We start from the raw sequence: 25,928 nt of genomic DNA, 5'->3' as shown, positions 1-25,928 counted from the left end.
GAACCCCTTCCCGAACAATGGTCTTCGTGACTACCTTATGGCTCCCGGCAGCGCGACAGGAGGCCCACCCGTGGCAGACCGCACACCCCCGCTCGCCGTCGACGAGCTGCGGAGACTCGTCGACGCGGGCGAGATCGACACCGTCGTCCTCGCCTTCACCGACATGCAAGGGCGGCTCACGGGCAAGCGGTTCGCCGCCCCCTTCTTCCTGTCCGACGTGCTCGACCACGGCAGCGAGGGGTGCAACTACCTGCTCGCGGTAGACGTCGATCTCAACACGGTCGACGGCTACGAGATGTCGTCCTGGGAGCGTGGCTACGGCGACTTCGCGCTGCACGGCGACACCTCCACCCTCCGCCGCGTCCCCTGGAACGAGGGCACCGCGCTGCTCACCGCCGACCTCGCCTGGCACGACGGCTCGCCCGTCGTCGCCTCGCCCCGGCAGATCCTGCAGCGCCAGATGGACCGCCTCGCCGAGCGCGGCTGGAGCGCGTACGCGGGCACCGAGCTGGAGTTCATGGTCTTCCAGGACACCTACGAGCAGGCTTGGGACGGCGCCTACCGTGAGCTGACCCCCGCCAACCAGTACAACGTGGACTACTCCATCCTCGGCACCGGACGCGTCGAGCCCCTGCTGCGCCGGATCCGGAACGAGATGGCCGCCGCCGGGATGACCGTCGAGTCCGCCAAGGGCGAGTGCAACCTGGGCCAGCACGAGATCGCCTTCCGCTACGCCGACGCGCTCACGACCTGCGACCAGCACGTCATCTACAAGACGGGCGCCAAGGAGATCGCCTCGCAGGAGGGCCAGTCCCTCACCTTCATGGCGAAGTACGACGAGCGCGAGGGCAACTCCTGCCACATCCACCTCTCGCTGCGCGACGAGGCCGGGCGCCCGGTGCTCGCCGACGAGGAGGGGCCGTACGGGATGTCCCGCACGATGCGGCACTTCCTCGCGGGCCAGCTCGCCGCGCTGCGCGAGCTGACGCTGCTCTACGCCCCGAACATCAACTCGTACAAGCGCTTCCAGCCCGGCTCGTTCGCGCCGACCGCCGTCGCCTGGGGCCCGGACAACCGGACCTGTTCGTACCGCGTCGTCGGGCACGGCCAGGGCCACCGGATGGAGAACCGGGTGCCGGGCGGCGACGTCAACCCGTACCTCGCCGTCGCCGGGATGATCGCCGCCGGTCTGTACGGCGTCGACCACGAGCTGGAGCTGCCCGAGGCGTGCACCGGGAACGCCTATACGGGGGACGCCGCGCATGTTCCCGGCACGCTGCGGGAAGCGGCGGAGCTGTGGGCGGCGAGCGACGTCGCGCGCGAGGCGTTCGGCCCCGAGGTCGTCGCGCACTACCGGAACATGGCCCGCGTGGAGCAGCGGGCGTTCGACACCGCCGTGACCGACTGGGAGCGCTTCCGCTCCTTCGAGCGCATGTGAGGACCGAGTTGCAGCAGGAGCACCACTCCGACGCGTACGAGCGCAAGCTCGACGTCATCAATCCGGCGACCGAGGAGCTGGTCGCCACCGTCGCCGCGGCCTCGCCCGCCGACGTGGACGCGGCCGTCGCGCGCGCCACCCGCGCGCAGGCGCACTGGGCCGCGCTCGCCCCCGCCGACCGCGCCCGGCTGCTGCGCCGCTTCGCGGCCGCCGTCGACGCGCACAACGAGGAGCTGGCCCAGCTGGAGGTGCGCGAGGCGGGCCACCCCGTCGGCAACGCCCGCTGGGAGGCGGGCAACGCCCGCGACCTGCTCGACTACTGCGCGGGCGGCGTCGAACGGCTGACGGGCAGCCAGATCCCCGTCGCGGACGGCGTGAACCTCACCTTCGCCGAGCCGCTCGGCGTCGTCGCCGTCATCGCGCCCTGGAACTTCCCGATGCCGGTCGCCGCCTGGGGCACGGCCCCCGCGCTCGCCGCCGGGAACGCGGTGCTGCTCAAGCCCGCCGAGACCACGCCGCTCACCGCGCTGCGGCTGGCCGAGCTGGCGCTGGAGTCCGGGCTGCCCGAGGGCCTCTTCCAGGTGCTGCCGGGGGAGGGCCCGGTGGCCGGGAACGCGCTGGTCGAACACCCGGGCGTCGCCAAGGTCGTCTTCACCGGCTCCACCGCCGTCGGCAAGCGGATCATGGCCCAGTGCGCGGCCCATGTGAAGCGGGTGACCCTCGAACTCGGCGGCAAGAGCCCCAACATCGTCTTCGCCGACGCCGACCTGGAGCAGGCCGCCACAGCGGCCCCCGGCTCGTTCCTCGACAACACCGGCCAGGACTGCTGCGCCCGCAGCCGCATCCTCGTCCAGCGGTCGGTGTACGACCGGTTCCTGAGCCTGCTGGAGCCCGCGGTGCGCGCCTTCGCCGTCGGCGACCCGTCGGACGAGAGCACGGCGATGGGCCCGCTGATCTCGGCGTCCCAACGTGAGCGCGTCCGCTCGTACGTGACGGAGGACGCCCCGGCCCTCATCCGGGGCAGCGCCCCCGAGGGCCCCGGGTACTGGTATCCGGCGACCGTGCTGGAGGCGGCGCCCGGCGACCGTACGGCGGTGGAGGAGATCTTCGGCCCGGTCGCCGTCGTGATCCCCTTCGAGGACGAGGCCGACGCCGTGCGGCTCGCCAACGCCACCGAGTACGGCCTCGCGGGCTCCCTCTGGACGCGGGACACGGGCCGCGCCCTGCGCGTCTCCCAGGCCGTACGGGCGGGGAACCTCTCCGTCAACTCGCACAGCGCCGTGCGCTACTCCACTCCGTTCGGGGGCTACCGACAGTCCGGGCTCGGCCGGGAACTCGGCCCGGACGCGATCGCCGCCTTCACCGAGACCAAGAACGTCTTCATCAGCACCGCAGCCAGCACAGCAGGGGAGCAGCCGTGACCGACACCACCGCCGAGTGCCGTCGCCTGGTCGGACGTACCGCCGTCGTCACCGGTGCCGGGAGCGGCATCGGCCTCGCCACCGCGCGCCGCCTCGCCTCCGAGGGCGCGCACGTCGTCTGCGCCGACATCGACGACGAGAGCGGCAAGGCGGCGGCCGAGGAGACCGGCGGCCTCTACGTCAAGGTGGACGTGACCGACCCCGAGCAGGTCGAGGCGCTCTTCCGTACGGCGTACGAGACCTACGGCTCCGTCGACGTCGCCTTCAACAACGCGGGCATCTCGCCTCCCGACGACGACTCGATCCTGGAGACCGGGCTCGACGCCTGGAAGCGCGTCCAGGAGGTCAACCTCACCTCCGTCTACCTGTGCTGCAAGGCGGCGCTGCCGTACATGCGGGAGCGGGGGCGGGGGTCGATCATCAACACCGCCTCGTTCGTCGCGGTGATGGGCGCCGCGACCTCCCAGATCAGCTACACCGCGTCCAAGGGCGGCGTGCTGGCCATGTCCCGCGAGCTGGGCGTCCAGTTCGCCCGCGAGGGCATCCGCGTGAACGCCCTGTGCCCGGGCCCCGTCAACACTCCCCTCTTGAAAGAGCTGTTCGCGAAGGACCCCGAGCGGGCGCAGCGGCGTCTGGTCCATGTCCCCGTGGGACGGTTCGCGGAACCGGAGGAGATCGCGGCGGCGGTAGCGTTTCTGGCCAGCGACGATGCGTCGTTCGTGAACGCCGCCGAGTTCTTGGTGGACGGCGGCATCGCGGGTGCGTACGTGACTCCGCTGTAGACCGCACCTTTCACTTCTCCCTCCGCCCCTGCGAAGCTTGGGAAGTCTGCGCAAGGCGCAGGGTTGGCAAGCGCAGCCCCCTGCGCCGGGTGCCCCGTGTACAAGGGCCGGGTACGGGGTGCCCCGGGCTGTGGTTCGCGGGGCGCGCCCGCGTGGGGGCTGGGCGCGCAGTTCCCCGCGCCCCTTAAGGAGAAGGGGCAAGCCCCGAGGTGTCGTGACCGGTCGCGCCCCGTGGCGGAGCCGCAAATCAACCACAGCCCCGCGCCCCTGAAGGGGCACCCTCTTGCGCGGGGTGTACCCCTTCGCCGGGTACGGGGCGACAGAGGATCAGGGCAATTGTAGGTTGCAGCCATGTATCGCAGAACTGTTCTTACCGGCGTCGCCCTGACCGCCGTGGCCGCCGCACTCACGGCGGCCCCGGCGCAAGCCGAGACGCCGCACAAGAGCCAGCACCGCCACCACTGCCCCCAGCTCTCCAAGAAGCTCTCGTGGTTCGGCGAGAACCGAGCCAAGCTGCAGCGGACCATCGACGAGCGCGGCACCTGTTCGGACGACCGGCGCGGCGGCAAGCGCACGCACCGGCCCGTCGCCGCCTTCGACTGGGACAACACGGTCGTCAAGAACGACTCGACCGACGCCACCATCGTCTGGGCCCTCAAGCACGACAAGATCCTCCGCCCCAAGAGCTGGTCCGCCACCAGCAAGTGGCTCACCCCCGCCGCGCACAAGGCCCTCACCGAGGCGTGCGGCACCGATGTGCCCGTGGGCAGCCCGCTGCCCACCTCCAAGAACGCCGCCTGCGCCGACGAGATCCTGGAGGTCCGCGGCGAGGCGAAGACGATGGGCGGCGAAGAGGCGTTCGAGGGCGACTGGAACCACCGCCGGACCGTCCCCGAGTACGCCTGGGTCCCGCAGCTCTTCGCCGGGCACACCGTCCCCGAGCTGCGCGCGTACGCCCGCGCCGCGCGCGACGAGGCGCTCGCCGCGCCGGTCGGCAGCGAGCAGAAGATCGGCACGCACACGGTCCCCGCGTACAGCCGCTACTACGCGCAGCAGAAGGACCTCATCCGCACCCTGCAGAAGGCCGGGTTCGACACCTACATCGTCTCCGCGGGCTCGGAGCCGGTCGCGGAGGAGTGGGCCACGGGCGTCGGCATCGACCGTAAGCACACCATCGCGATCCGCAGTGTGCTCAAGCACGGGAAGATCACCACGGCCATGGAGGGCTGCGGCGACGTGCCCGCCGGCCAGGGCGAGGCGATCCCGTACATGGACGGCAAGCGCTGCGTCATCAATGAGCAGATCTTCGGCGTCGACGGCGACGACGCCTGGGAGAAGCAGAAGCCCTCGCGCCGTATCGCGGTCGGCGGCGGCGACGCGGACACCGACGTGACCTTCGTCGGCGACGCGACGGGCACGCACCTCGTGCTCAACCGCAACAAGCCGGAGATCATGTGCCGGGGCTACGACGACGCCGACGGGCGCTGGGCCGTGAACCCCATGTTCATCGAGCCGCTTCCGGTCAAGTCGGAGCCGTACCCGTGCGCCACGGAGGGCTTCACGAACCCCGACGGCAGCCTCGGCCCCGTACGCCGTGACGACGGCTCGGTCATCCCCGACCAGCGGGACTCGGCGCACGCCTGACCCTCGTACACCTGTTGCCCTAGGGTGCGTGGGGTGAGCATGACGACGCCGCCCGGCTGGTATCCGGACCCCGGGCAGACGCCTGGTCAACCGCCCCAGGAGCGCTGGTGGGACGGCGGCGGGTGGACCGAAGCGCGGCGCCCCGCCGCCGGGTTCCCCGCCGCCCCCGCCCCCGCCCCCGCCCCCGCCGCCCCTCCGCCTCCGCCCGGCCGCACCGGGCGGGGGCCGCTCATCGCGGGCCTCGTGGGCGCCGTCGTGCTGGTCGTGGCCCTCGCCGTCGGCGCCGTGCTGCTGCTCGACGGCGGCGGGGAGAAGGGCGGTTCCGAGGACGAATCGAAGGCCCGGCCCGGCTCCTCGGAGTCCGGGAAGCCGTCGGAATCCTCGAAACCGTCCGAGAAGGAGCCCGGGTCCACCACGCCGCCGGGGGCGCCGAAGGTGAACCCCGCGATCGGCGTCCACCTCCCCAAGCTCAAGGGATGGCAGCGGACGAAGGACGCGGGCGGCACCTCCGTGACGACGAGGCCGTACGACTGCCCCGGCGCGAAGGGGAAGGTCTGCATGCGCGGCTCCTCGGTCATCATGACCTCACCGGGCGGCACGGCGGTGCGGAGGACGGCCGAGGCGGACATCGGGATGCACGCCAGAGTGGCGTACTCACGGGCCACCTACGGCGGCATCACCGGGCACCAAGTGATCAAGAAGGGCAAGGTGACGGTCGCGGGGAAGGACGGCTACCGGGTCCGCTGGAAGATCGACAACAAGCGGCAGCAGGACGCGTACGTCGAGTCCGTGGCCTTCAAGCACCCGGACGGCTCCGGCCGCACGCTCCTCGTCCGCACCAGCTTCGACGTCCACGAGGAAGCCCCGCGGCCCGGGGAGATGGACACGCTGGTCGACGGCGTGCGCAAGGGCCACCCGGACGACTACGACACCGCGTGACGCGGAGCGGTCCGAGGCGACCTGAATCACTTCGGGTCGCACACCTGTTGCCATAGGGTGCGTGGGGTGAGCATGACGACGCCGCCCGGCTGGTACACCGACCCCGGGCAGATACCCGACCACCCGCCCCAGGAGCGCTGGTGGGACGGCAACGCGTGGACCGAGCACCGGCGCCCCGCCGGATTCCCGCCGGTCCCGCCGCCCCCGCCAGGCCGTGCCGGACGGGGACCGCTCATCGCCGGTCTCGTGGGCGCCGTCGTGCTCGTCGCGGCCCTCGCGGTCGGCGCGGTGCTGCTCCTCGGCGCCGACGACGACGAATCCGGCCCGGACGAGGCCGGGCCGGAGCCCGGGGCCTCGGCGCCCAAGGACCCGGAGGAGAAGGAGCCGGCCCCCGAGGCGCCGCCCTCCGAGGAGCCCGAACTGCCCACCGAGCCCCCGGAGGGGGACCAGCCGAAGCCCGCCGACGGCGTACGCCTCCCGGTGCTCAACGGCTGGGAGGGTTCCGGCGGTTCCGTCGCCATCGGCACCTACAAGTGCCCCGGCGACGCCCACGAGAAGTGCCTGCGCGGCGGCTCGTCCATCATGGAGGCCGAGGAGAAGGGCTCCGCCGAGGAGATCGCCGGGACCGACGTCGAGCGGAACGCCAAGTCGGCCTACAACGCGGACACCTACGGCGGCATCACCTCGCACAAGGTCCTCAAGAAGGGCAAGGTGAAGGTCGCCGGGCAGGACGGCTACCGGGTCCGCTGGAAGATCAAGAACAAGATCAAGCCCGACGCGTACGTCGAGTCCGTCGCCTTCGAGCACCCCGACGGCTCCGGCAAGATGCTCGTCGTCCGCTCCGGCTTCGACATCCACAAGGACGCGCCGCCGCTCAGCGACATGGACAAACTGATCGACGGCATAAGCCGCGGCTCCGCCGAGGACGACGGCTCCCGCGAGAACGTCTGAGGACGCCTACAGGAACGTCTGGCCCTCGCCGCGGTAGGTCGGGACCGTTTCCTCCACGCTGCCGCCCCTGATCAGGTGGAGGCGGTCGAAGCGTTCGCAGAGTTCGCCCGACTTGGCGTGGCGGAACCAGACCTTGTCGCCGATCAGCAGGTCGTCGGCGGGCTGGCCCAGGAGCGGGGTCTGCACCTCGCCCGGGCCCTCCTGCGGGTCGTAGCGCAGGCCCTGGGGCAGGAACGGCTGCGGCAGCCGGTCGCGGCCCGCGACGCCCGAGGCCGGATAGCCGCCGCCCAGCACGGTCACCACGCCGACGCCCGGCCTGCGCACCACCGGCATCGCGAAGAGCGCGGCGGGGCGGCCGGTGAAGGAGCGGTAGTGGTCGAAGAGGCGCGGCACGTACAGGCCCGAGCCCGCGGCGATCTCCGTGACGGCCGCCTCGGCCGCCGTGTGCTGCACGCTGCCCGTGCCGCCGCCGTTCACGAACTCCAGGTCCGGGGCGACGGCGCGCACCGCCCGTACGGCCGCAGCGCGCCGCGCCGCCAGCTCGCGGCGGGCCGTCGCCTGCATCAGCCGCACCGCGCGCGAACGGAGCGCGGAGCCCGGCACCGCGTCGCCGACGCCCGCGATGTGCCCCTCGTACGCCATCAGGCCCACCAGGCGGAAGCCGGGGCGGCGGTGCACCGCGCGGGCCAGCTCGGCGAGGTCAGCGGGGGAGTGCAGCGGGGAGCGGCGCGCGCCGACGCGCACACGGCCGCCCAGCAGCCGCAGCGAGGTGTCGAGTTCGAGACAGACCCGGATCTCCTCCGTGCCGCCGTCCCGCGCGCCGTCGATCAGGGCGAGCTGCGCGACGTCGTCCACCATCACCGTCACGGACGCGGCGAGCTTGGGGTCGGCCGCCAGCTCCGCGTACGCCGCGCGGTCGGCGGAGGGGTAGGCCAGCAGCACGTCCGGCACGCCCGAACGCGCCAGCCACAGCGACTCGGCCAGCGTGTAGCTCATCACGCCGCTGAAGCCGTCCTTGGCGAGCACGCGCTCCAACAGGGCGCGGCAGCGCACCGACTTGCTCGCGACGCGGATCGGCTTTCCGGCGGCACGGCGCACCAGATCGTCCGCGTTCGCCTCGAACGCGTCGAGGTCCACGACGGCCAGCGGGGCGTCGAGATGGGCGGTCGCGCGGTCGTACCGCACGCGGACAGCGGCCAGGTCGGCAGTGGTGTCGAACACCCTCGCAGCTTGCCAGAACCAGCCGTTCCGGCACAGCCCCCGGCCACGCGGACGATCACCCGCCGGGTTGCCGTCCCTCCCGGTCGGCACCGTAGAGTGACGCCGCACGCCGTCCGGGACGGCAGGCGGCGTGCGGTCCTGGTCGAACCGGCCTGCCCCGAGAAGCCCTTCGCGCGGGGAAGCCGCCGCGTGGGGAGGGGGTGCACGTGAGCACGGACGCCGACCGCGCCGATCGCGCGGACGTCCCGCCACCGCCCGCCACGCCGCCCCGCCCCGCCGTCCCGCCGCGCCCCGGCGTCCCCCCGAAGCCCGCTTCTCCGCCGCCCTCCGAGCCGGAAGGGCCGGACGGACCGGATGGTTCGGGCAGTCCGGACGGACCCGATGGTTCGGACGGTTCGGGCGGAGAGCCGATCCCGGAAGACGAGTCCAGCAGAGCGATGCCACACTCCAGGGAATCGGAAGCGGAAGCGGCGGAGGCAGCGGGGCACAGGGTCCCCGGTCCGCGCGAGCGTTCGCGTCCCCGCACCGGCCCCCGCCCGCCGGCACCGGCCCACCCGCCCCAGCCGGCCCCGCCCACGGGCGAGCCCCTCACCGCGCCCCGCGCCCGTACACGCGCGACAGGCAGCGCCGAGCGCGGCCCCCGTCGTACGGACAGGCCGGACAGGCCGGACCGAACGGGCCGGAAGGCGCCGTCGGACGCCACGGCGGGCGGCGCCGCGCATCCCGCGGACTCCATACGGCCCCCGCACCACCCCGCGCCACCCCCGCCCCCCGCTCCGCCGACCCCCTCGGCACCGCCGCCCCCCGCCGCTCCGCCCGCCGCCGGACGTACCCCGCTCTCCGCGCGTACGGTCGCGGCGGCCACCTGTCTCGTGCTGGGCGTCGGACTGCTCGGAGGCGCGGGAGCGGGCGCCTGGCTCAGCGAGGACACGGGCGGCCGCTCCGGCGGCCACGGCTTCGAGGCCGCGCGCGCGGCCTGGCACGAGGTGCCGGTCGACGAACTGTTCCCGCGCACCCTCAAGGGCAAGGCCGCGGGTCCCGGCGGCGCCGACCGGCGCTGGACGCGGGTCGCCGTCGCGCGCGACAGCGGCTGCGCGCACGCGTTCGACCCCACGCTCGCCAAGGCCCTCTCGCCCGTCGGCTGCAACCGGCTGCTGCGCGCCACGTACGCCGACGAGACCACCAGCAGCGTCACCACCGTCGGGCTGCTGTTCACCAAGGGAGACGAGGAGGCCATGCGCGGACTGCGCAAGCGCTTCGCCGTCGAGAACCTGGGCGAGCGCACCGACCTGATGCCCCGTCCGTACGCCGCGCGCGGCACGGTCGCGGCCGACTTCGGCGACGCGCAGCGCGCGAGCTGGACGGTCCGCGTGCTCTCCGACGCGCCCGTCGTGGTCTACGCGGTCAGCGGCTTCGCCGACGGACGCGTCGTCACCGACCCGCAGGCCGCCGCCGACGCGACGCGCAAGGGCGAGACCTCGGCCCCCGCGCAGGCCGGTCTCGGCCACGACGCGCAGGGCATCGCCGACCGCGTCGAACGGGGCCTGCGCCACTCCGCCGTGGACGGCGGCGAGCAGAAGGGGAACGAGCAGTGAACCACCCCCGGCCCGCGCGCCGCGGAGCGGCGGCCCGGATCGTCACCCTTGCCCTCTGTGCCCTCCTCGTCCTGCTCCCCGCCGGGACGGCGCACGCGGAGGGAGAGGGCGTCCAGGCCCAGGAGTGGGGCCTCAAGGCGGTCAAGGCCAAGGAGGCCTGGAAGACCACCAAGGGCCGGGGTGTCACGGTCGCCGTCCTCGACACGGGCGTCGACTCCGACCACCCCGACCTGCGGAACAACGTGCGCGGCGGCAAGGACCTGCTCCGCATGGGCGCCGGGAAGGGCGACCGCGAATGGGCCCGGCACGGCACCGCGATGGCCGGGATCATCGCCGGGCACGGCCACGGGCCCGGCGGCCGCGACGGCGTCCTCGGCGTCGCGCCCCAGGCCCGGATCCTGCCCGTCCGCGTCCTGCTGGAGGACTCCGACCCGCAGCGCCGCAAGGCCCGCAAGGCGCGCGGCGCGGCCCTCGCCGACGGCATCCGCTGGGCCGCCGACCACGGCGCCGACGTCATCAACCTCTCCCTCGGCGACGACAGCCGCTCCGCGCACCCGGACGCGCGCGAGGACGCCGCCGTCCGCTACGCCCAGCGCAAGGGCGCCGTCGTCGTCGCCTCGGCGGGCAACGGAGGGGAGGACGGCGACCACGTCTCGTACCCCGCCGCCTACCCCGGCGTGATCGCGGTGGCGGCCGTCGACCGGAACGGCGCGCGCGCCGCGTTCTCCACCCGCCGCTGGTACGCGACCGTCGCCGCGCCCGGCAAGGACATCGTCATCGCCGACCCGGACCGTACGTACTACGAGGGCTGGGGCACCAGCGCCGCCTGCGCCTTCGTCTCCGGCGCCGTCGCGCTCGTCCGCGCCGCGCACCCGGAGCTGAGCCCGGGGCAGCTCAAGGAGCTGCTCGCGGACACCGCGCGCAACACCCCCGAGGGCGGCCGCAGCGACGCCGTCGGCACCGGCGTCGTCGACCCGGCGGCGGCGATCGAGATGGGCTCGCACCTCAAGCCCCGCAAGCAGCAGCCCCGCGTCCACTCCTACGCCGGAGAGCACTTCGGCGTGGGGCCCGGCGGGGACGACGGCGGCTCGGGCTGGGTCGCGAGCGTCGCCGCCGTCCTCGGCGCGCTGCTGGTCGGCTGCGCCCTCGCGATCCGCCGCGGGCTCAGCCTCCGCCATCTCCGACTGCTCCGGCTCCGCCCCGCCGGCCCGTCGTCCCGGTCGGCGGTGTGGCGGCACGACGGGAGCGGAGGCTCGCGCTCCGAGGAACCGGACGACGGGCGCCCAGCGCTTTGACGCCGAGCGCCTTGGCCGTGCCCCTCTGCTCAGGGCTGGGCAGGGGCTGCCCCGCCTGTCCCTCGCAGACCGCGGGTTGTGGGTGGTTGCGCGCGCAGTTCCCCGCGCCCCTGACGGGGCGCTCCGGTGAGCGCCCTTTAGGGGCGCGGGGAACTGCGCGACAAGCCACGACGACAGCCGCAGCCTGCAACCCACGGCACGGGGCAACCCCTGTCCAGCCCTGAGACGGGGGCGGCCTAGCCCGCGAGCGCCCTGACGGCGGCCCGCGCGGCGCGCTCCACGGCCGCGACGCCGTCCGCCTTGGTGGCGTGCCCCTCCGAGAGCACGGCCAGCAGCACCGGGCGCCCGCCCGCCGTCACCCGGCCCACGCTGTGCACGACCCACAGCCCGGTCGCGTCGCGCGGCATCCACCCGTTCTTGAGCCCGACGGCCTCCCCGGCCGCGGAGACGCCCCACCTCTGGTCCTCGACCACCCGGGCCAGGCGCTCCTGGACGTACGCCCGTGCCGGACCGTCGAGGGGCGAGGGCGCCGTCCCGTAGAGGCTCTGGAGCAGCGTGAGCTGGTCGGCCGCCGTCGTGCGCGTCAGGCCCCAGTAGCCCCCGGGCCCGCCCTCGGTGCGGGGGAGCCCGAGGGTGCGGGCGGCGCGGTCCAGTCCCGTACGGCCGCCGATGGTCCGCCACAGCGCGCTCGCCGCCTCGTTGTCGCTCCGCTCGATCATCGCGGCGGCATGCGCGCGTTCCTCCTCGTCCAACTCCCGTCCCGCCGCGCGCGCCTGGAGCAGCAGCGCGGCCAGGATCCCGGCCTTCACGACACTCGCCGTCACGAACGGGCGGGCGTCGCCGTGGAGGACGGCACCCCCGCCCACCTCGCGGGCGGCCACAGACATCCGCACAGGTAACCTCAAGACGTGGCGCTCAAGAACATCCCGGAACACACCTTCTCGCAGGACGACGGCTCCGCCGACCCCGCCCTCGCCGAGGCCCTCGCGGCCTGGCGGGCGGACCGCGAGGCCGAGCCCCGCGTGCTGGCGGCGCTGCCCCACGCGCGGCTGCTGGTGCCCGTCGTCGCCGTCCTCACCGAGTCCGAGACGGGCGAGGACGGGCTGCGCCGGGACAAGAGCAGCGAGATGGCGGTGCCCACCCTCCAGGCGTCCGGCGGGCGCAGCGCGCTGCCCGCCTTCACCTCCACCGAGAACCTCGCCCGCTGGCGCGCCGACGCCCGCCCCGTCGCCGTCGGCTTCGCGCAGGCCCTCCAGGCGCTGGCGCACGAGAAGGCCGACGCGCTCGTCCTGGACGTCGCGGGCCCGGTGACCTACGAGCTGAGCGGATCCGCGCTCTACGCCGCCGCCGAGGGCCGTACCGACACCCGCCCGGCCGCCGACCCGGCGGTCACGGACGCGCTGCGCGCGGTGCTCGCGGCCGAGCCGGAGATCCTGGGCGCGCACCTGACCCCCGGCGGCCAGGGAGGTACGGACGGGACGCTCGCGCTCGCGCTCGCGGAGGGCGCCGACGTCGGCGCGGTGGCCCAGCGCCTCGCCGGGGCGCTCGCCGCCGACGAGGCGCTCCGCGCCCGCCTCGTGCACGGCCTTGACCTGGCACTCCTCCCGCCCGGCACCGCCCTGCCCGAGCGGGCGCTCTACCGCCGCTGAGGGGTCCGGCGCCGGTTCGAGGTGCGGACCCGCTGATCACGGCGGACACTCGGGGAGTGCCGGGGGAGACCGGTCCCCGGCGCCTCCTACGACCCCCTCAGGAGGTCGCCATGCAGGTCAAGTCGCCGGAATTCAAGGCGCCGGAACTGAAGGACCTGGAGGAGAGCCCGCAGCCACTGGTCGCCGAGTTCCTGGGCACCCTGCTGCTGGTCTTCTTCGCCGTCGGCGCCGCGGTGCTGGCGGGCGAGTACATCGGCACGCTCGGCATCGCGCTGGCCTTCGGCTTCACGCTGCTCGCCCTGGCGTACACCATCGGCCCGATCAGCGGCTGCCATGTGAACCCCGCCGTGACCCTCGGCATGCTGATGGCACGGCGGCTCGATCTGGAGACGGCCGTCAAGTACTGGATCGCGCAGATCGTCGGCGGCATCGTGGGCGCCGCGCTGCTCTTCCTCGTCGCCAAGCAGGTGCCGGGCCTCAAGACCAGTGAGGCGTTCGGCAGCAACGGCTTCGGCGACCGCTCCGCCGTGCACATCAACACCGGCGGCGCCTTCGTGGCGGAGCTGGTGCTGACGTTCCTGCTGGTCTACGTGGTGCTGGGCGTGACCCACAAGGTGGCCGTCGTCGGCTTCGACGGGCTGCCCATCGGTATCGCCCTGGCCACCATCCACCTGATCGGCATCCCGCTGACGGGCACCTCGGTGAACCCGGCGCGGAGCATCGGCCCCGCGATCTTCGCGGGCGGCGCCGCGCTCTCGCAGCTCTGGCTGTTCATCGTGGTCCCGCTGATCGGCGGCGTCCTCGCGGCGGTCGTGCACATGATCACGCACCCGCAGCCGAACACCGCGGCCGACGCGCACTGAGGGTCACGGCCCGGCGCGTCGGCCGACGCGTTGTCAGCCGAAGACGGGCCCCGTGTACTTCTCGCCGGGGCCCTGACCCGGCTCGTCCGGGACGACGGACGCCTCGCGGAAGGCGAGCTGGAGCGACTTGAGCCCGTCGCGCAGCGGCGCCGCGTGGTACGAGCCGATCTCGGTGGCGCTCGCGGTGATCAGCCCGGCCAGCGCCTGGATGAGCTTCCGCGCCTCGTCGAGGTCCTTGTGCGTCTCGCCCTCCTCGGCCAGGCCGAGGTTCACGGCGGCGGAGCTCATCAGGTGCACCGCGACGGTGGTGATCACCTCGACAGCGGGCACGTCCGCGATGTCGCGGGTCATGCTGTCGAAGTCGGGGGACTGTCCCTCGGGGGACTGTCCGTCGGGCCCGGTGGCTGCGGCGTCGCTCATGCGGGCCAGCCTAATGCCGCCTGCCTCGTACGGACGTACGCCCACCGGGCGGCACTTTCCGCCACCCCTGGTATGCTCGGATATCGACCGGCTGAAGTCTCACCTTTGATGGTGGACCTCGGCCCGCAAGTGGAGGCTCCGATCTCCCACCTGGCGGCTTTCCAAGCCGCGGGTCAATGGTCAGGCTGCGCCCCGCGGTGACTCCGCGGCGGTGCTCCCGGTCTGTGAGGAGCCCCGCCTGTGTCCCGTCAGGGGCGTTTTTTGCGCCCTGCCGTCGGTGGTCACACTTTTGCAGACTCAAGCGCGGCTGTTCGCCAGACGGCCGCGCGGTGTACCCGAGGAGGCCCCATCAGCGCCGAGCCCCGCATCAACGACCGGATTCGCGTCCCCGAGGTGCGACTCGTCGGTCCCAGCGGCGAGCAGGTCGGCATTGTGCCGCTTGCCAAGGCCCTGGAGCTCGCACAGGAGTACGACCTCGACCTGGTCGAGGTGGCGGCACAGGCCCGCCCGCCCGTGTGCAAGCTCATGGACTACGGAAAGTTCAAGTACGAGTCGGCCATGAAGGCCCGTGAGGCGCGCAAGAACCAGGCGCACACGGTCATCAAGGAGATGAAGCTCCGGCCGAAGATCGATCCGCACGACTACGACACCAAAAAGGGTCACGTCGTCCGGTTCCTCAAGCAGGGTGACAAGGTCAAGATCACGATCATGTTCCGCGGTCGTGAGCAGTCCCGCCCCGAGCTGGGCTACCGACTGCTCCAGCGGCTCGCTGACGACGTGGCCGACCTGGGCTTCGTGGAGTCCAACCCGAAGCAGGACGGCCGAAACATGATCATGGTTCTCGGTCCGCACAAGAAGAAGACCGAGGCCATGGCAGAGGCTCGCGAGGCGCAGGCCGCCCGTAAGGCCGGGCGTCAGCCGGAGGGCACTCCCGCTGAAGAGCCCGCCGAGGAGCCTGCTGAGGCACCGGCCGAGGCGTGAGCCCTCCCGGGGCACCACGCCCCGGTACCCCTATACGAACCAGATGGCGCTCAGGCGCGCCCGGTCTCCGGCCGGATGCACCGAGCGCCACCGACGAGGAGAGAACGGCGACATGCCGAAGAACAAGACGCACAGTGGCACCCGCAAGCGCATCAAGATCACCGGTTCCGGCAAGGTGATGCGCCAGCGCGCCGGTCGCCGCCACTACCTCGAGCACAAGTCGTCCACGCTGACGCGCCGCCTTGCCGGCACGACCGAAGCGGCCCCGGCCGACGCCAAGAAGCTCAAGAAGCTTCTCGGCAAGTAAGACCCCGCACGACCGGGTCCCCATTCGTTCCGGGCCGGACCGCGCCACCACGCGGCGGCCCCCGTACAAGGAGTTAACAAGTGGCACGCGTCAAGCGGGCAGTCAACGCTCAGAAGAAGCGCCGGGCGATCCTGGAGCAGGCCAGCGGCTACCGCGGCCAGCGCTCCCGCCTCTACCGGAAGGCGAAGGAGCAGGTCACCCACTCCTACGTCTACAACTACAACGACCGTAAGCGCCGCAAGGGCGACTTCCGGCAGCTCTGGATCCAGCGGATCAACGCCGCCGCGCGCGCGAACGGCATCACGTACAACCGCTTCATCCAGGGTCTGAAGGCCGCCTCCATCGAGGTCGACCGCAAGATGCTGGCCGACCTCGCGGTCAACGACGCCGCCGCCTTCACCGCCCTCGTCGAGGTCGCGCAGAAGGCCCTGCCGAGCGACGTGAACGCGCCCAAGGCTGCGTGAGCAGCCGTCGGCCGTACGTTCTGGCCGACGCATCCGGCGGTACCGCCGGAACCTCGCCGTCGTGGCTCCCCGCCGCGGCGGCGATTTCCTTTGTCCCTCCGGAAGATGGTGCGCCACGATGCCCCCTGAGCTGACCTCCTTGCGGTCCCCCCGCGTCACCGCCGCGCGCAAGCTGCACAAGCCGGGCTTCCGCCGCAAGGAGCGGCGTTTCCTCGCCGAGGGGCCGCAGGCCGTGCGCGAGGCCATGGAGCACCTGGTCGAGGTGTACGCGACGCCCGAGGCGGCCGACCGGCACCGGGACCTCCTGGACGCCGCCCGCGCCGCGCGCGTCCCCGTGCTCACGGCCACCGAGGAGGTCGTGGCTGAGATGGCCGACACCGTCACCCCGCAGGGCGTCGTCGGCCTGTGCCGCTTCCTCGACGTACCGCTCGCCGAGGTCCTGGACGTGCGGCCCCGGCTCGTCGCCGTCCTCGCGCACGTGCGCGACCCGGGGAACGCGGGCACCGTGCTGCGCTGCGCCGACGCGGCGGGCGCCGACGCGGTCGTGTTCACGGACGCCTCGGTGGACGTCTACAACCCCAAGGCCGTACGGGCCTCCGCCGGATCCGTCTTCCACCTGCCCGTCGCCGTCGGCGTTCCCGTCGAGGAGGCCGTACGGGGGCTGCGCGAGGCCGGGACGCGGGTGCTGGCCGCCGACGGCGCGGGGGCGCGCGATCTCGACGACGAGCTGGACGACGGCACCATGAGCCGCCCCACCGCCTGGGTCTTCGGCAACGAGGCGTGGGGCCTGCCCGAGGAGACCCGCGCCCTGACGGACGCCGTGGTGCGCGTGCCGCTCCACGGCCGCGCCGAGAGCCTCAACCTCGCCACGGCCGCCGCCGTGTGCCTCTACGCGACGGCCCGCGCCCAGCGCTCCGGCCGCGCCCGCTGAGTGTGCCGCGGGGCCTTTCCGACCTAGTAGGGTGTCCGCCCAGCGCGTGCACTGGGGAGAGGGCACGGGGAGGAGGGGTGGGACGGGGATGGAAGCAGCCGCACATCTGGGCGGACTCCACCCGGACGACCTGCCGGACGGCTTGGTCGTCGCCGACGCCGCGGGACAGGTCGTCTGTTTCAACGCCGCGGCGGTCCGTATCACCGGGACCCCCACCGACGAGGCGCTCGGCAAGCCCCTGCACAAGGCGCTCCCCCTGGAGGACCTGGACGGGCGGCGCTGGTGGCAGCTCACCGACCCCTGGGCCGGACTCGCGATCCGTACCGGCCAGCCCGAGCGCAATCTGCTGCTCCCCGGGGGCCGCGAGGTGCTCGTCTCCGCGCGCTACGTCCGTACGGACGCCGGGGGACCCGTGGACCGGGTCGTCGTCACGCTGCGCGGCACCGAGGCCCGGCGGCGCAACGAGCGCAGCCACGCCGAGCTGATCGCCACCGTCGCGCACGAGCTGCGCTCGCCGCTCACCTCGGTCAAGGGCTTCACGGCGACGCTGCTCGCCAAGTGGGAGAGGTTCACGGACGACCAGAAGCGGCTGATGCTGGAGACCGTGGACGCCGACGCCAACCGCGTCACGCGTCTCATCGCCGAGCTGCTGGACATCTCCCGTATCGACTCCGGGCGGCTGGAGGTGCGCCGCCAGCCGGTCAACATGGCCGCGGCCGTACGCCGTCACGTCGAGGCCCACACCGCCGCCGGGCAGCCCGCCACGCGCTTCATGACCCGTATCGCCGAGCCGCTGCCCGCGCTCTGGGCCGACCCGGACAAGATGGACCAGGTGCTCGGGAACCTGCTCGAAAACGCGGTGCGGCACGGGGAGGGAGCTGTCACCATCGAGGTGGCACCCGCGCGGACCCGCTACCAGAGCGAAGGAACGGCAGTCACCGTGAGCGACGAAGGCCCCGGCATCCCTGAGGAGTCGATGAGCCGCGTCTTCACGCGTTTCTGGCGCGGCAGCAGGCGCGGCGGCACGGGCCTGGGGCTCTACATCGTCAAGGGCATCGTCGAGGCGCACGGCGGCACGATCAGCGTGGACCGCTCTCCGGTCGGAGGGGCCAGGTTCCGATTTATCCTGCCCGTGGGCGCCCCGGCCTTCATGGGCTGAGCACGACCGGCGCACACGGGCTTTCCGGACAGCGGCGTCCACGGGCGCGCTGTCAGCAGGGCTTGTCCGCGTACATCCGCGTACGAGAGACCACGCGCGCCCCCTTAGACTCGACCTTTGGCACGCAAGCAGTCGTGGGGCAGAGCGCAGCCAGCCGATTCGGAAGCACGGGAAGAGATGTCCGCACCCAATAAGTCGTACGACCCTGTCGAGGTCGAGGCACTGAAACCGGAAGAGATCGACCGGGCCAGGGACGAGGCGCTCGCCGCCGTCGCGGCGGCCGGTGATCTCGACGCGCTGCGCGAGGTGAAGGCCGCCCACGCGGGCGACCGTTCCCCCCTCGCCCTCGCGAACCGCGAGATCGGCGCCCTGCCGCCGCACGCCAAGGCCGAGGCCGGCAAGCGTGTGGGCCAGGCGCGCGGCGCCGTGAGCAAGGCCCTCAAGAGCAGGCAGGAGGAGCTGGAGCGGGAGCGCGACGAGCGCGTGCTGGTCGAGGAGGCGGTGGACGTCACGCTGCCCTACGACCGCGTGCCCGAGGGCGCCCGGCACCCGCTGACCACGCTCTCCGAGCGCATCGAGGACATCTTCGTCGCGATGGGGTACGAGGTCGCGGAGGGCCCCGAGGCCGAGACCGAGTGGTTCAACTTCGACGCGCTCAACATCGGCCCCGACCACCCCGCCCGCTCGGAGCAGGACACCCTCTTCGTGCGGGGCGCGGAGCCGGACGCGGAGTCCGGTGTCGTGCTGCGCACCCACACCTCGCCGGTGCAGATCCGCTCCCTGCTGGAGCGCGAGCTGCCCGTCTACGTGATCTGCCCGGGCCGCACCTACCGCGCGGACGAGCTGGACGCGACCCACACCCCGGCCTTCTCCCAGGTCGAGCTGCTCGCCATCGACGAGGGCCTGACCATGGCCGACCTCAAGGGCACGCTGCACCACATGGTCGCGTCGCTCTTCGGGGAGGGCCTGGGCGTCCGGCTGCGCCCCTCGTACTTCCCCTTCACCGAGCCGTCCGCCGAGATGGACATGGTCTGCTTCGTGTGCCGGGGCGAGTCCGTGGGCGACCCGGACCGGCCCTGCCGCACCTGCTCCTCCGAGGGCTGGATCGAGCTGGGCGGCTGCGGGATGGTCAACCCGCGCGTGCTGACCGCCTGCGGCGTCGACCCGGAGAAGTACAGCGGATACGCCTTCGGGTTCGGCATCGAGCGGATGCTGATGTTCCGCCACAACGTCGAGGACATGCGAGACATGGTCGAGGGTGACGCGCGCTTCACCCAGCCGTTCGGGATGGAGATCTGATGCGGGCCCCGCTTTCGTGGCTCCGGGAGTACGTCGACCTGCCGGCCTCGGAGACCGGCCGTGACGTCGCGGCCCGGCTCATCGCGGCCGGTCTCGAGGTCGAGACGGTCGAGCAGCTCGGCGCCGGGCTCAAGGGCCCGCTGGTCGTCGGCAAGGTCCTCGCGATCGAGGAGCTGACCGAGTTCAAGAAGCCGATCCGCTACTGCCAGGTGGACGTCGGCCAGGCCAACGGCACGGGCGAGCCGCAGAACCTCATCTGCGGCGCGACCAACTTCGCCGTCGGCGACAAGGTCGTCGTCGTCCTGCCGGGCGCCGTGCTGCCCGGCGACTTCGCGATCTCCGCCCGCAAGACGTACGGGCACGTGTCCGAGGGCATGATCTGCTCGGCCCGCGAGCTGGACATGGGCGACGACCACGACGGCATCATCGTGCTCCCGCCCGAGCACGAGGCCGGCACCGACGCGATCGAGCTGCTGGAGCTGGTCGACGAGGTGCTGGACATCGCCGTCACGCCCGACCGCGGCTACTGCCTCTCGATGCGCGGCCTCGCCCGCGAGACCGCCACGGCCTACGGGCTGCCGCTGCGCGACCCCGCGCTGCTGGACGTCCCCGCGCCCAACTCGTACGGCTACCCCGTGCAGGTCTCCGACCCGCGCGCCTGCGACCGCTTCACGGCGCGTACGGTCACGGGGCTGCGGCCCGAGGCGCGCTCGCCGCTCTGGCTCCAGCGCCGCCTGCAGAAGGGCGGCATGCGCCCCGTCTCGCTGGCCGTCGACATCGCGAACTACGTGATGCTGGAGCTGGGCCAGCCCCTGCACACCTACGACCGCTCGCGCGTCGAGGGCACCATCGGCGTGCGCCGCGCCGAGCAGGGCGAGAAGCTGACCACGCTCGACGGCGTCCAGCGCGTGCTGGACGCCGAGGACCTGGTCATCACCGACGACCGGGGCCCCATCGGCCTCGCGGGCGTCATGGGCGGCGCCAACACCGAGATCGCCGACGTCGAGGCCCCCGGCGGGATCGCCGACGGTCCGACGACGGACGTGGTCGTCGAGGCCGCGCACTTCGACAGCGTCTCGATCGCCCGCTCCGCGCGCCGTCACAAGCTGTCCTCCGAGGCGTCCCGCCGCTTCGAGCGCGGCGTCGACCCGGAGGCGGCAGCGGCGGCGGCGCAGCGCACCGTCGACCTGCTGGTGCTGCTCGCGGGCGGCACGGCCGAGTCGGGCGTCACCGAGATCGCGACGCCCTCGGGCCCGCGCACGATCAAGCTGGCCGACGGCCACCCGGACCGCGTCGCGGGTGTGACCTACGGTCGCGAGACGGTCGTACGCCGCCTCCAGCAGGTCGGCTGCGACGTCTACGGCCAGGACGAGCTGACCGTGACGGTCCCGTCGTGGCGGCCCGACCTCACCGACCCGAACGACCTCGCCGAGGAGGTCATCCGGCTGGAGGGGTACGAGAACCTGCCCTCCACGCTGCCCAAGCCCCCGGCGGGCCGCGGCCTGACCGAGCGGCAGCGGCTGCACCGCCGGGTCGGCCGGGCGCTGGCGGGCGCCGGGTACGTCGAGGTGCTGAACCCCCCGTTCGTCGGCGAGGCGGCCCTCGACCAGCTCGGGATCGCGCCGGGCGACGCGCGCCGTGACACCGTCAAGCTCGCCAACCCGCTCTCCGACGAGGAGCCGGGCCTGCGGACCTCGCTGCTGCCGGGCCTGCTGGGCGCGCTGCGGCGGAACGGCGGCCGGGGTGCGCACGACCTCGCGCTGTTCGAGACCGGGCTCGTCTTCCTGCGGACCGGCGAGGAGACCCCGGCCGTGCGGCTGCCGGTCGACCGCCGTCCCACGGACGCGGAGATCGCCGCCCAGAACAGCACGCTGCCCCGGCAGCCCCGGCACGTCGCCGCGGTGCTCGCCGGAGCCCGCGAGCGGGACGGCTGGTGGGGCAAGGGCCGCCCGGTCCAGTGGGCCGACGCGGTCGAGGCGGCCCGTACGGTCGCGCGGCAGGCGGGGGCCGAACTCCTCGTCGAGAGCGCCCGGTTCGAGCCCTGGCACCCGGGCCGGTGCGCCGCGCTCCACGTCGAGCTGGACGGGGACCGCGTCCTCGTCGGGCACGCGGGCGAGCTGCACCCCCGCGCGCTGAAGGCCCTCGGGCTGCCGGACCGCGGCTGCGCGATGGAGCTGGACCTTGACCTCGTCGAGCGCGCCGGGCGCGGGCCGGTGACGGCGCCGCACGTCTCCACCTTCCCGGTGGCCACGCAGGACGTCGCGCTGGTCGTGGACTCCTCGGTCCCGGCGGCCGACGTGGAGGCGGCGCTGCGCGCGGGCGCGGGCGAACTGCTCGAATCGCTGCGCCTGTTCGACGTGTTCACCGGCGAGCAGCTCGGCGAGGGGCGCAAGTCGCTGGCGTACGCGCTGCGCTTCCGCGCCTCCGACCGCACGCTCAAGGCCGAGGAGGCCAGCACGGCGCGCGACGCCGCCGTGGCCGCCGCGGTCGAGCGCACGGGAGCGGTGCTGCGCGGGGCGTGACACCCCCGTTCGTCGTCAGGGGCCCGGCCGGATGCGGCCGGGCCCCTTCGCGTACGCCCCCGTGCACGGGACGGGTTCGTCGTCTTGTCGACACCCGTGTCAGCAGAAACGTCAACGCAGCTGCTCACGCGGCCCGTTTGTCACACGATGGGGTGAGTAGACCCCGGAGCCTGGTCCTGCGGGGCCATGCCGTCCCGCACCATCGTCCTGGTCGTGGCCTGGACGGGACGGGGGCCCGACCACCTCGTCGGGCCGGAGGGGGCCGTCCGCATGATGCTGGGGAAGAAGCGCCGGCGTGCCGTGGGACTCGCGGTACCCGCGCTGTGGGTGCTGGCCCTGCTCGCCTGGGAGTGCAGCGAACTTCTGCCCGCGCACGTGCCTCCGCTGCTGGCGGTCACCCCCGCGCTGGCCTGCGCCGTCACCGGGCGCCGCGCGGGGGTGCTGCTCGCCGGGGCGTGCGCCCTGCTGGCGCTGCTGCCGATGGCCGCCGGGGCGCCGGAGGACGAGGGCATGGGCGGCAGGCTGCTGGTCAGCGGCCTGGCGACGCTCGGCACCCTCGCCGCCGGGTACCGCATCGCGGGGCGCCGCCACCTCCTCCTGCGCGACCTCGGGCGCGCCCGCGAGGTGGCCGCCGTCGCGCAGGACGCCGTGCTCCAGGCGCCGCCCCCGCGCCTGGCCGGGCTGGCGCTCGCCGCCCGCTACCTCTCGGCGGCCCGGGGCGCGGCGGTCGGCGGAGACCTCTACGACGCGGTGGACACCCCGTACGGCGTGCGGCTCGTCATCGGCGACGTGCGCGGGCACGGGCTCCGGGCGATCCGTACGGTCTGCGCGGTCCTCGGCACCTTCCGCGAGGCGGCGTACGACGAGAAGGAGCTCGGCGGCGTGCTCGGGCGCATGGAGCGCGGGTTCGCGCGCCGTCGGCTCCAGGGGACGCGCCGCGGGGGCGGCGACGAGGAGGGCGAGGAGTTCCTGACGCTGCTGCTCGTCGAGATCCGGCCGGACGGCGTCGTCTCGGTCCTCAACTGCGGGCACCCCTGGCCGTACTGGCTGCCCGCGACCGGGCGCGGGGACGGTCGCGAGGGCAGGCGTACGGCCTCGCCGCGCCCGATCTCGGAGGCCGAGCCGCTGCCGCCGCTCGGGCTCTTCCCGCTGCCCGTCCCGCTGCCCGAGCCGAGGCGGCTGCGGCTCGGCTCGGGGGAGGGGCTGTTCCTCTGCACGGACGGCGCGGCCGACGCGCGCGACACGCGGCGGGCGTTCTTCCCTCTCGACAGCGTGCTCCGCGAGGCGGGCGCGCGGGCCGATCCGGAGCGGACGGTGGAGGATGTCAGGGAGGCGCTGCTGCGGCACACCGGCGGCCGGCTCGGCGACGACGTCGCGCTGCTGGCGGTGCGCAGGGAGCGGCGTCCGCAGCCCCTTTCGAGTGACTGCGGGCACGGGGACGTCCGTGGCGCGGGGGTGCCTGGATAGACGTGTCCTGGTGGCAGCCGGATCCGGGCGCTCGGCGCCGGTGCCGGGCCCGTGTCGCCGGTCGCTCCCCGGCTACGGAGGAGGCACGTATGAGCAGGCACGAAGAGCCGGAGCGGGAGCCCCTTCACCTCTGGGCGCGGATCGCCGTCGCGGGGGCTGTGGCGCTCGCGGCGTACTTCCTGCTGCCCCTCGACGTGTTCGGCCCGGAGCGGCCGGAGCTGAGCTGGACCTCGTTCGGGGTCACGCTGTCCGCCGTCACGGTGCTGCTGCTGCACGCGATCCGTGCCGCGCTCCTCGCCCGGCCCGGCACCCGGCCGGGGAGCCGGATCCTCGTGCTGAGCTGCCTGGCGAGCCTGATCTTCGCCGCCGCGTACTACACGCTGGCGCGGCAGCCCGGCGGCTTCGACGGCCTCACCACCCGGCTGGACGCGCTCTACTTCACGATCGTCACCCTCGCCACGGTCGGCTACGGCGACATCACCCCGAAGAGCCAGGCGGCCCGCTTCGTCACCCTCCTCCAGATCGGCTACACGTTCGTCTTCCTCACGGCCGCCGCGAGCGCCGCCTCGCACTTCGTGAAGCGGCAGTTGACGCGGCGCATGGGCGACGGGGACACGCGCTCCTGACCCCGGCGGGCGGCGTGCGTAGGGTGCGGGGCATGCCGTACGCCACCACCCCGCTGTCCCCGTCCGTGCTGGAGGCCGTCGCCCGCGAGTGGGGCCTCGCCACCCCAGAGGCCCAGGTCCAACGGCTGTACGGGGGCGAGGAGTCGGCCGCGTACCGCCTCGGGGACGTGGTGGTGCGCGTCGGGCCCGCGTGGCGCGCGCCGGACGTCGCGGAGTGGTGCCACGCGGTGGCCCTGGACGCGCGCGAGGGCGGGGTGAGCGAGGCGGTGGCCCCGCTGCGGACCGCCGGGGGAGCGACGGTGGCCGTGGTCGGCGGACGGCCCGTCTCCGTATGGCCGTTCGCCGAGGGGAGCTGGGCCGACCGGGACGACCCCGCGCAGCGCGCCGAGGCCGCACGGCTGCTCGGACGGCTGCACCACGCCCTCCGCGACACGGCGGCGCGGCTCCCCGCCCGCCCCGGGCCGGGCGATCTGGAGGAGGGGCTGCGCGGGGAGGGATGGGGATCGGTGCCCGCGCTCGCCGACCCCGCGCTCGACCGCTGGCTCGCCGCCTTCCACGCCCGCGCGCCCCTCGTCCACGCCCTGCACGGCGACTACTACCGGGGCAACCTCCTCGCCCGCGACGGCCGCCTCACCGCCGTCCTCGACTGGGACGAGGCCATGGTGGGGCCGCCCGCGCTGGAGGCGGCCACGGCGGCACGGGAGTTCACCGAGCCCTGGGCGACGGACCTGGGTGAGGCGCTGGCGTTCGTCCGTACGTACGCCGAGGCGGGCGGCACGGCGGGGGAGCTGGCGGAGGAGGACGTCGCCCAGCTCGTCCGGCACCGGCTGCGGTGCGAGTCGGCGGCGTACGAGCGGGAGCGCGCGCGGGGCGCGGAGCCGGACGCGGACGACGTCGCGTACCACGAACGGCGCTTGGAGCTCTACGGGAAGCTGCGCCCGTGACCCCGGTCCGGAGGGCACGCCTCAGTCGAAGGGCGGGCCCGTGCGGGCCACCTCGTGCTTGAGGACCTCGTTGCCCGTCAGCTCGGCGCGGACGGTGGGCACGGGGGCGACCGCCCGCCAGGCTTCGAGGGTCTCGGCCGAGTCCCAGTACTCGTAGATGTTCACGCGCCCCGGGTCCAGCGGGTCGGCCGAGATCGACACGTCCAGGCAGCCGGGGTGCTCACGGGCCCGCGCGACGATCTCCTGGTGCCCCTCGACGACCCGGTCCCTCTCCTCCGGCGCCACGTGCACGGCTCCGGCGACGATCACACTCATGACGGGGTCCCTTCTCCGCTCGGCGGTGCTGTCATGAGTGGAGACCGGGAGGGGCCCCGAAAATCATCGCGCCCGCTGTGACGGCCGCTCCGCGAGCACCGGCTTCAGCGCGCGGCGCAGGTCCCCCGCCGTGACCTTCGCGAGGATACGGACGGCGATCTTCCCGTCGCGGTCGATGACCAGGGTGTTGGGGATGGCCTGGGGCATCAGCATGTCGCGGGGGAACTGCCGTACGAGCTGTCCGTCGGGGTCGTACCAGCTCGGGTAGGGGACCTTGTGCTTCCGCTCGAACCCGCGGGCGTTCCCGGCGTCCCGGTCCCGGTTGATCCCCACGAACCGGACGCCGTCCCCGCGCGTGTCCCTGGCCGTGGCCCGCAGCGCGGGGGCCTCGGCGCGGCAGGGCGCGCACGCGGAGCCCCACACGTTGAGCACCACGACCTCGCCCCGGAAGTCCCTCATCCGTATGCGCTGCCCGGTCACGCTCTCCGCGCTGAGCGCGGGCGCGGCGGACCGCTCCCCGCGCGCGATGGCCGTGATTCCGTCGGCGCTCCCGCTCCCTCGCTTCTCCCCGCTCGCCCTGCCCTCCCCGTCCTCCGCGACGCACCCGGCCACTCCCGCGGCCGCGAGTGCGGCGCAGACGAGAACGGCGGTGGCGCGGCGTGGAGTTCGAGGTGTCACGCGACTCGTATCGGGGC

Annotated in this window: 25 protein-coding genes; 20 read left to right on the top strand and 5 right to left on the bottom strand. The window is 73.7% G+C overall.

Annotated elements, in window-relative coordinates; translation table 11 throughout:
• Window positions 1-70 precede the first annotated feature (70 nt).
• The 6 genes from ACGF3A_RS23465 (at window position 71) to ACGF3A_RS23440 (ending at window position 7,175) form a co-directional block, all read left to right on the top strand.
• Window positions 71-1,438: a glutamine synthetase family protein gene (locus tag ACGF3A_RS23465; RefSeq protein WP_393732212.1), complete on the top strand. Its 1,368-nt coding sequence runs from the start codon at window positions 71-73 to the stop codon at window positions 1,436-1,438.
• The gene (locus tag ACGF3A_RS23460) at window positions 1,435-2,859 is read left to right on the top strand and encodes an aldehyde dehydrogenase family protein (RefSeq protein ID WP_393732211.1); all 1,425 of its coding nucleotides are present in this window, start codon (window positions 1,435-1,437) and stop codon (window positions 2,857-2,859) included. Before ACGF3A_RS23465 ends, ACGF3A_RS23460 begins: the two co-directional genes overlap by 4 nt.
• Window positions 2,856-3,641 (top strand): 3-oxoacyl-ACP reductase, encoded by a 786-nt coding sequence (locus tag ACGF3A_RS23455; protein WP_393732210.1) that lies wholly within the window; start codon window positions 2,856-2,858, stop codon window positions 3,639-3,641. Before ACGF3A_RS23460 ends, ACGF3A_RS23455 begins: the two co-directional genes overlap by 4 nt.
• A 351-nt stretch (window positions 3,642-3,992) precedes the next feature.
• Entirely contained in the window at window positions 3,993-5,285 is a 1,293-nt protein-coding gene (locus tag ACGF3A_RS23450) for a haloacid dehalogenase-like hydrolase (RefSeq protein WP_393732209.1), read from the top strand.
• A gap of 39 nt (window positions 5,286-5,324) precedes the next feature.
• A complete protein-coding gene (locus ACGF3A_RS23445; protein ID WP_393732647.1) occupies window positions 5,325-6,224 on the top strand; it encodes a DUF2510 domain-containing protein in 900 nt (299 codons plus the stop codon).
• A 72-nt stretch (window positions 6,225-6,296) separates the two neighbouring features.
• Entirely contained in the window at window positions 6,297-7,175 is an 879-nt protein-coding gene (locus ACGF3A_RS23440) for a DUF2510 domain-containing protein (protein ID WP_393732646.1), read from the top strand.
• 6 nt (window positions 7,176-7,181) lie between these two features.
• Here the strand turns inward: ACGF3A_RS23440 and ACGF3A_RS23435 are convergent, their stop codons facing one another.
• Window positions 7,182-8,396: an amino acid deaminase/aldolase gene (locus tag ACGF3A_RS23435; protein ID WP_393732208.1), complete on the bottom strand. Its 1,215-nt coding sequence runs from the start codon at window positions 8,394-8,396 to the stop codon at window positions 7,182-7,184.
• A gap of 872 nt (window positions 8,397-9,268) precedes the next feature.
• On the opposite strand from ACGF3A_RS23435, the gene ACGF3A_RS23430 reads away from it, so the two are divergent.
• Together ACGF3A_RS23430 and mycP are read left to right on the top strand one after the other, a co-directional pair.
• On the top strand, window positions 9,269-9,991 hold the full coding sequence (locus ACGF3A_RS23430; RefSeq protein WP_393732207.1) for a hypothetical protein: 723 nt from the start codon (window positions 9,269-9,271) through the stop codon (window positions 9,989-9,991).
• Entirely contained in the window at window positions 9,988-11,286 is a 1,299-nt protein-coding gene (mycP, locus tag ACGF3A_RS23425) for a type VII secretion-associated serine protease mycosin (RefSeq protein ID WP_393732206.1), read from the top strand. The genes ACGF3A_RS23430 and mycP overlap by 4 nt, the downstream gene beginning before the upstream one ends.
• A 236-nt stretch (window positions 11,287-11,522) precedes the next feature.
• Here mycP and ACGF3A_RS23420 read toward each other — a convergent pair whose 3' ends face one another.
• Window positions 11,523-12,173: a serine hydrolase gene (locus ACGF3A_RS23420; RefSeq protein WP_393732205.1), complete on the bottom strand. Its 651-nt coding sequence runs from the start codon at window positions 12,171-12,173 to the stop codon at window positions 11,523-11,525.
• Between the two features lie 21 nt (window positions 12,174-12,194).
• Here ACGF3A_RS23420 and ACGF3A_RS23415 point away from each other — a divergent pair, with 21 nt between their 5' ends.
• Both ACGF3A_RS23415 and ACGF3A_RS23410 read left to right on the top strand, forming a co-directional pair.
• Entirely contained in the window at window positions 12,195-12,935 is a 741-nt protein-coding gene (locus tag ACGF3A_RS23415) for an SseB family protein (RefSeq protein WP_393732204.1), read from the top strand.
• A gap of 110 nt (window positions 12,936-13,045) precedes the next feature.
• On the top strand, window positions 13,046-13,798 hold the full coding sequence (locus tag ACGF3A_RS23410; protein ID WP_393732203.1) for an MIP family channel protein: 753 nt from the start codon (window positions 13,046-13,048) through the stop codon (window positions 13,796-13,798).
• A gap of 33 nt (window positions 13,799-13,831) precedes the next feature.
• Here the strand turns inward: ACGF3A_RS23410 and ACGF3A_RS23405 are convergent, their stop codons facing one another.
• Window positions 13,832-14,218 (bottom strand): DUF1844 domain-containing protein, encoded by a 387-nt coding sequence (locus ACGF3A_RS23405; protein WP_393732202.1) that lies wholly within the window; start codon window positions 14,216-14,218, stop codon window positions 13,832-13,834.
• Between the two features lie 348 nt (window positions 14,219-14,566).
• Here ACGF3A_RS23405 and infC point away from each other — a divergent pair, with 348 nt between their 5' ends.
• From infC to ACGF3A_RS23355, 10 genes are all read left to right on the top strand, one after another.
• The gene (gene infC, locus ACGF3A_RS23400) at window positions 14,567-15,199 is read left to right on the top strand and encodes a translation initiation factor IF-3 (RefSeq protein ID WP_393732645.1); all 633 of its coding nucleotides are present in this window, start codon (window positions 14,567-14,569) and stop codon (window positions 15,197-15,199) included.
• A 112-nt stretch (window positions 15,200-15,311) separates the two neighbouring features.
• Window positions 15,312-15,506: a 50S ribosomal protein L35 gene (gene rpmI, locus ACGF3A_RS23395; protein ID WP_393732201.1), complete on the top strand. Its 195-nt coding sequence runs from the start codon at window positions 15,312-15,314 to the stop codon at window positions 15,504-15,506.
• A gap of 80 nt (window positions 15,507-15,586) precedes the next feature.
• Window positions 15,587-15,970, top strand: a complete 384-nt coding sequence (gene rplT / locus ACGF3A_RS23390; protein ID WP_344535121.1) for a 50S ribosomal protein L20 — start codon at window positions 15,587-15,589, stop codon at window positions 15,968-15,970.
• A 118-nt stretch (window positions 15,971-16,088) separates the two neighbouring features.
• The gene (locus tag ACGF3A_RS23385; RefSeq protein WP_393732200.1) at window positions 16,089-16,901 is read left to right on the top strand and encodes a TrmH family RNA methyltransferase; all 813 of its coding nucleotides are present in this window, start codon (window positions 16,089-16,091) and stop codon (window positions 16,899-16,901) included.
• A gap of 88 nt (window positions 16,902-16,989) precedes the next feature.
• The gene (locus ACGF3A_RS23380) at window positions 16,990-18,060 is read left to right on the top strand and encodes an ATP-binding protein (RefSeq protein ID WP_393732199.1); all 1,071 of its coding nucleotides are present in this window, start codon (window positions 16,990-16,992) and stop codon (window positions 18,058-18,060) included.
• 177 nt (window positions 18,061-18,237) lie between these two features.
• Window positions 18,238-19,359, top strand: a complete 1,122-nt coding sequence (gene pheS, locus ACGF3A_RS23375; RefSeq protein WP_393732198.1) for a phenylalanine--tRNA ligase subunit alpha — start codon at window positions 18,238-18,240, stop codon at window positions 19,357-19,359.
• Complete coding sequence (gene pheT / locus ACGF3A_RS23370) at window positions 19,359-21,881, top strand: phenylalanine--tRNA ligase subunit beta (protein ID WP_393732197.1); 2,523 nt, start codon at window positions 19,359-19,361, stop codon at window positions 21,879-21,881. The genes pheS and pheT overlap by 1 nt, the downstream gene beginning before the upstream one ends.
• A gap of 186 nt (window positions 21,882-22,067) precedes the next feature.
• Window positions 22,068-23,348 (top strand): PP2C family protein-serine/threonine phosphatase, encoded by a 1,281-nt coding sequence (locus ACGF3A_RS23365; RefSeq protein WP_393732196.1) that lies wholly within the window; start codon window positions 22,068-22,070, stop codon window positions 23,346-23,348.
• Window positions 23,349-23,437: 89 nt separating this feature from the next.
• Window positions 23,438-23,974: a potassium channel family protein gene (locus tag ACGF3A_RS23360; RefSeq protein ID WP_393732195.1), complete on the top strand. Its 537-nt coding sequence runs from the start codon at window positions 23,438-23,440 to the stop codon at window positions 23,972-23,974.
• Between the two features lie 32 nt (window positions 23,975-24,006).
• Complete coding sequence (locus ACGF3A_RS23355; RefSeq protein WP_393732194.1) at window positions 24,007-24,918, top strand: phosphotransferase enzyme family protein; 912 nt, start codon at window positions 24,007-24,009, stop codon at window positions 24,916-24,918.
• A gap of 21 nt (window positions 24,919-24,939) precedes the next feature.
• Here ACGF3A_RS23355 and ACGF3A_RS23350 read toward each other — a convergent pair whose 3' ends face one another.
• On the bottom strand, window positions 24,940-25,233 hold the full coding sequence (locus tag ACGF3A_RS23350) for a putative quinol monooxygenase (RefSeq protein ID WP_393732193.1): 294 nt from the start codon (window positions 25,231-25,233) through the stop codon (window positions 24,940-24,942).
• 63 nt (window positions 25,234-25,296) lie between these two features.
• On the bottom strand, window positions 25,297-25,911 hold the full coding sequence (locus tag ACGF3A_RS23345) for a TlpA family protein disulfide reductase (RefSeq protein WP_393732192.1): 615 nt from the start codon (window positions 25,909-25,911) through the stop codon (window positions 25,297-25,299).
• Between the last annotated feature and the right edge of the window lie 17 nt (window positions 25,912-25,928).

Origin of the sequence: Streptomyces sp. NPDC048172, from assembly GCF_043202595.1 — a bacterium.
Taxonomy (GTDB): Bacteria; Actinomycetota; Actinomycetes; order Streptomycetales; family Streptomycetaceae; genus Streptomyces.
The sequence above is the reverse complement of the archived record's forward strand: the minus strand, read 5'-3'. Positions and strand labels throughout refer to the sequence as shown.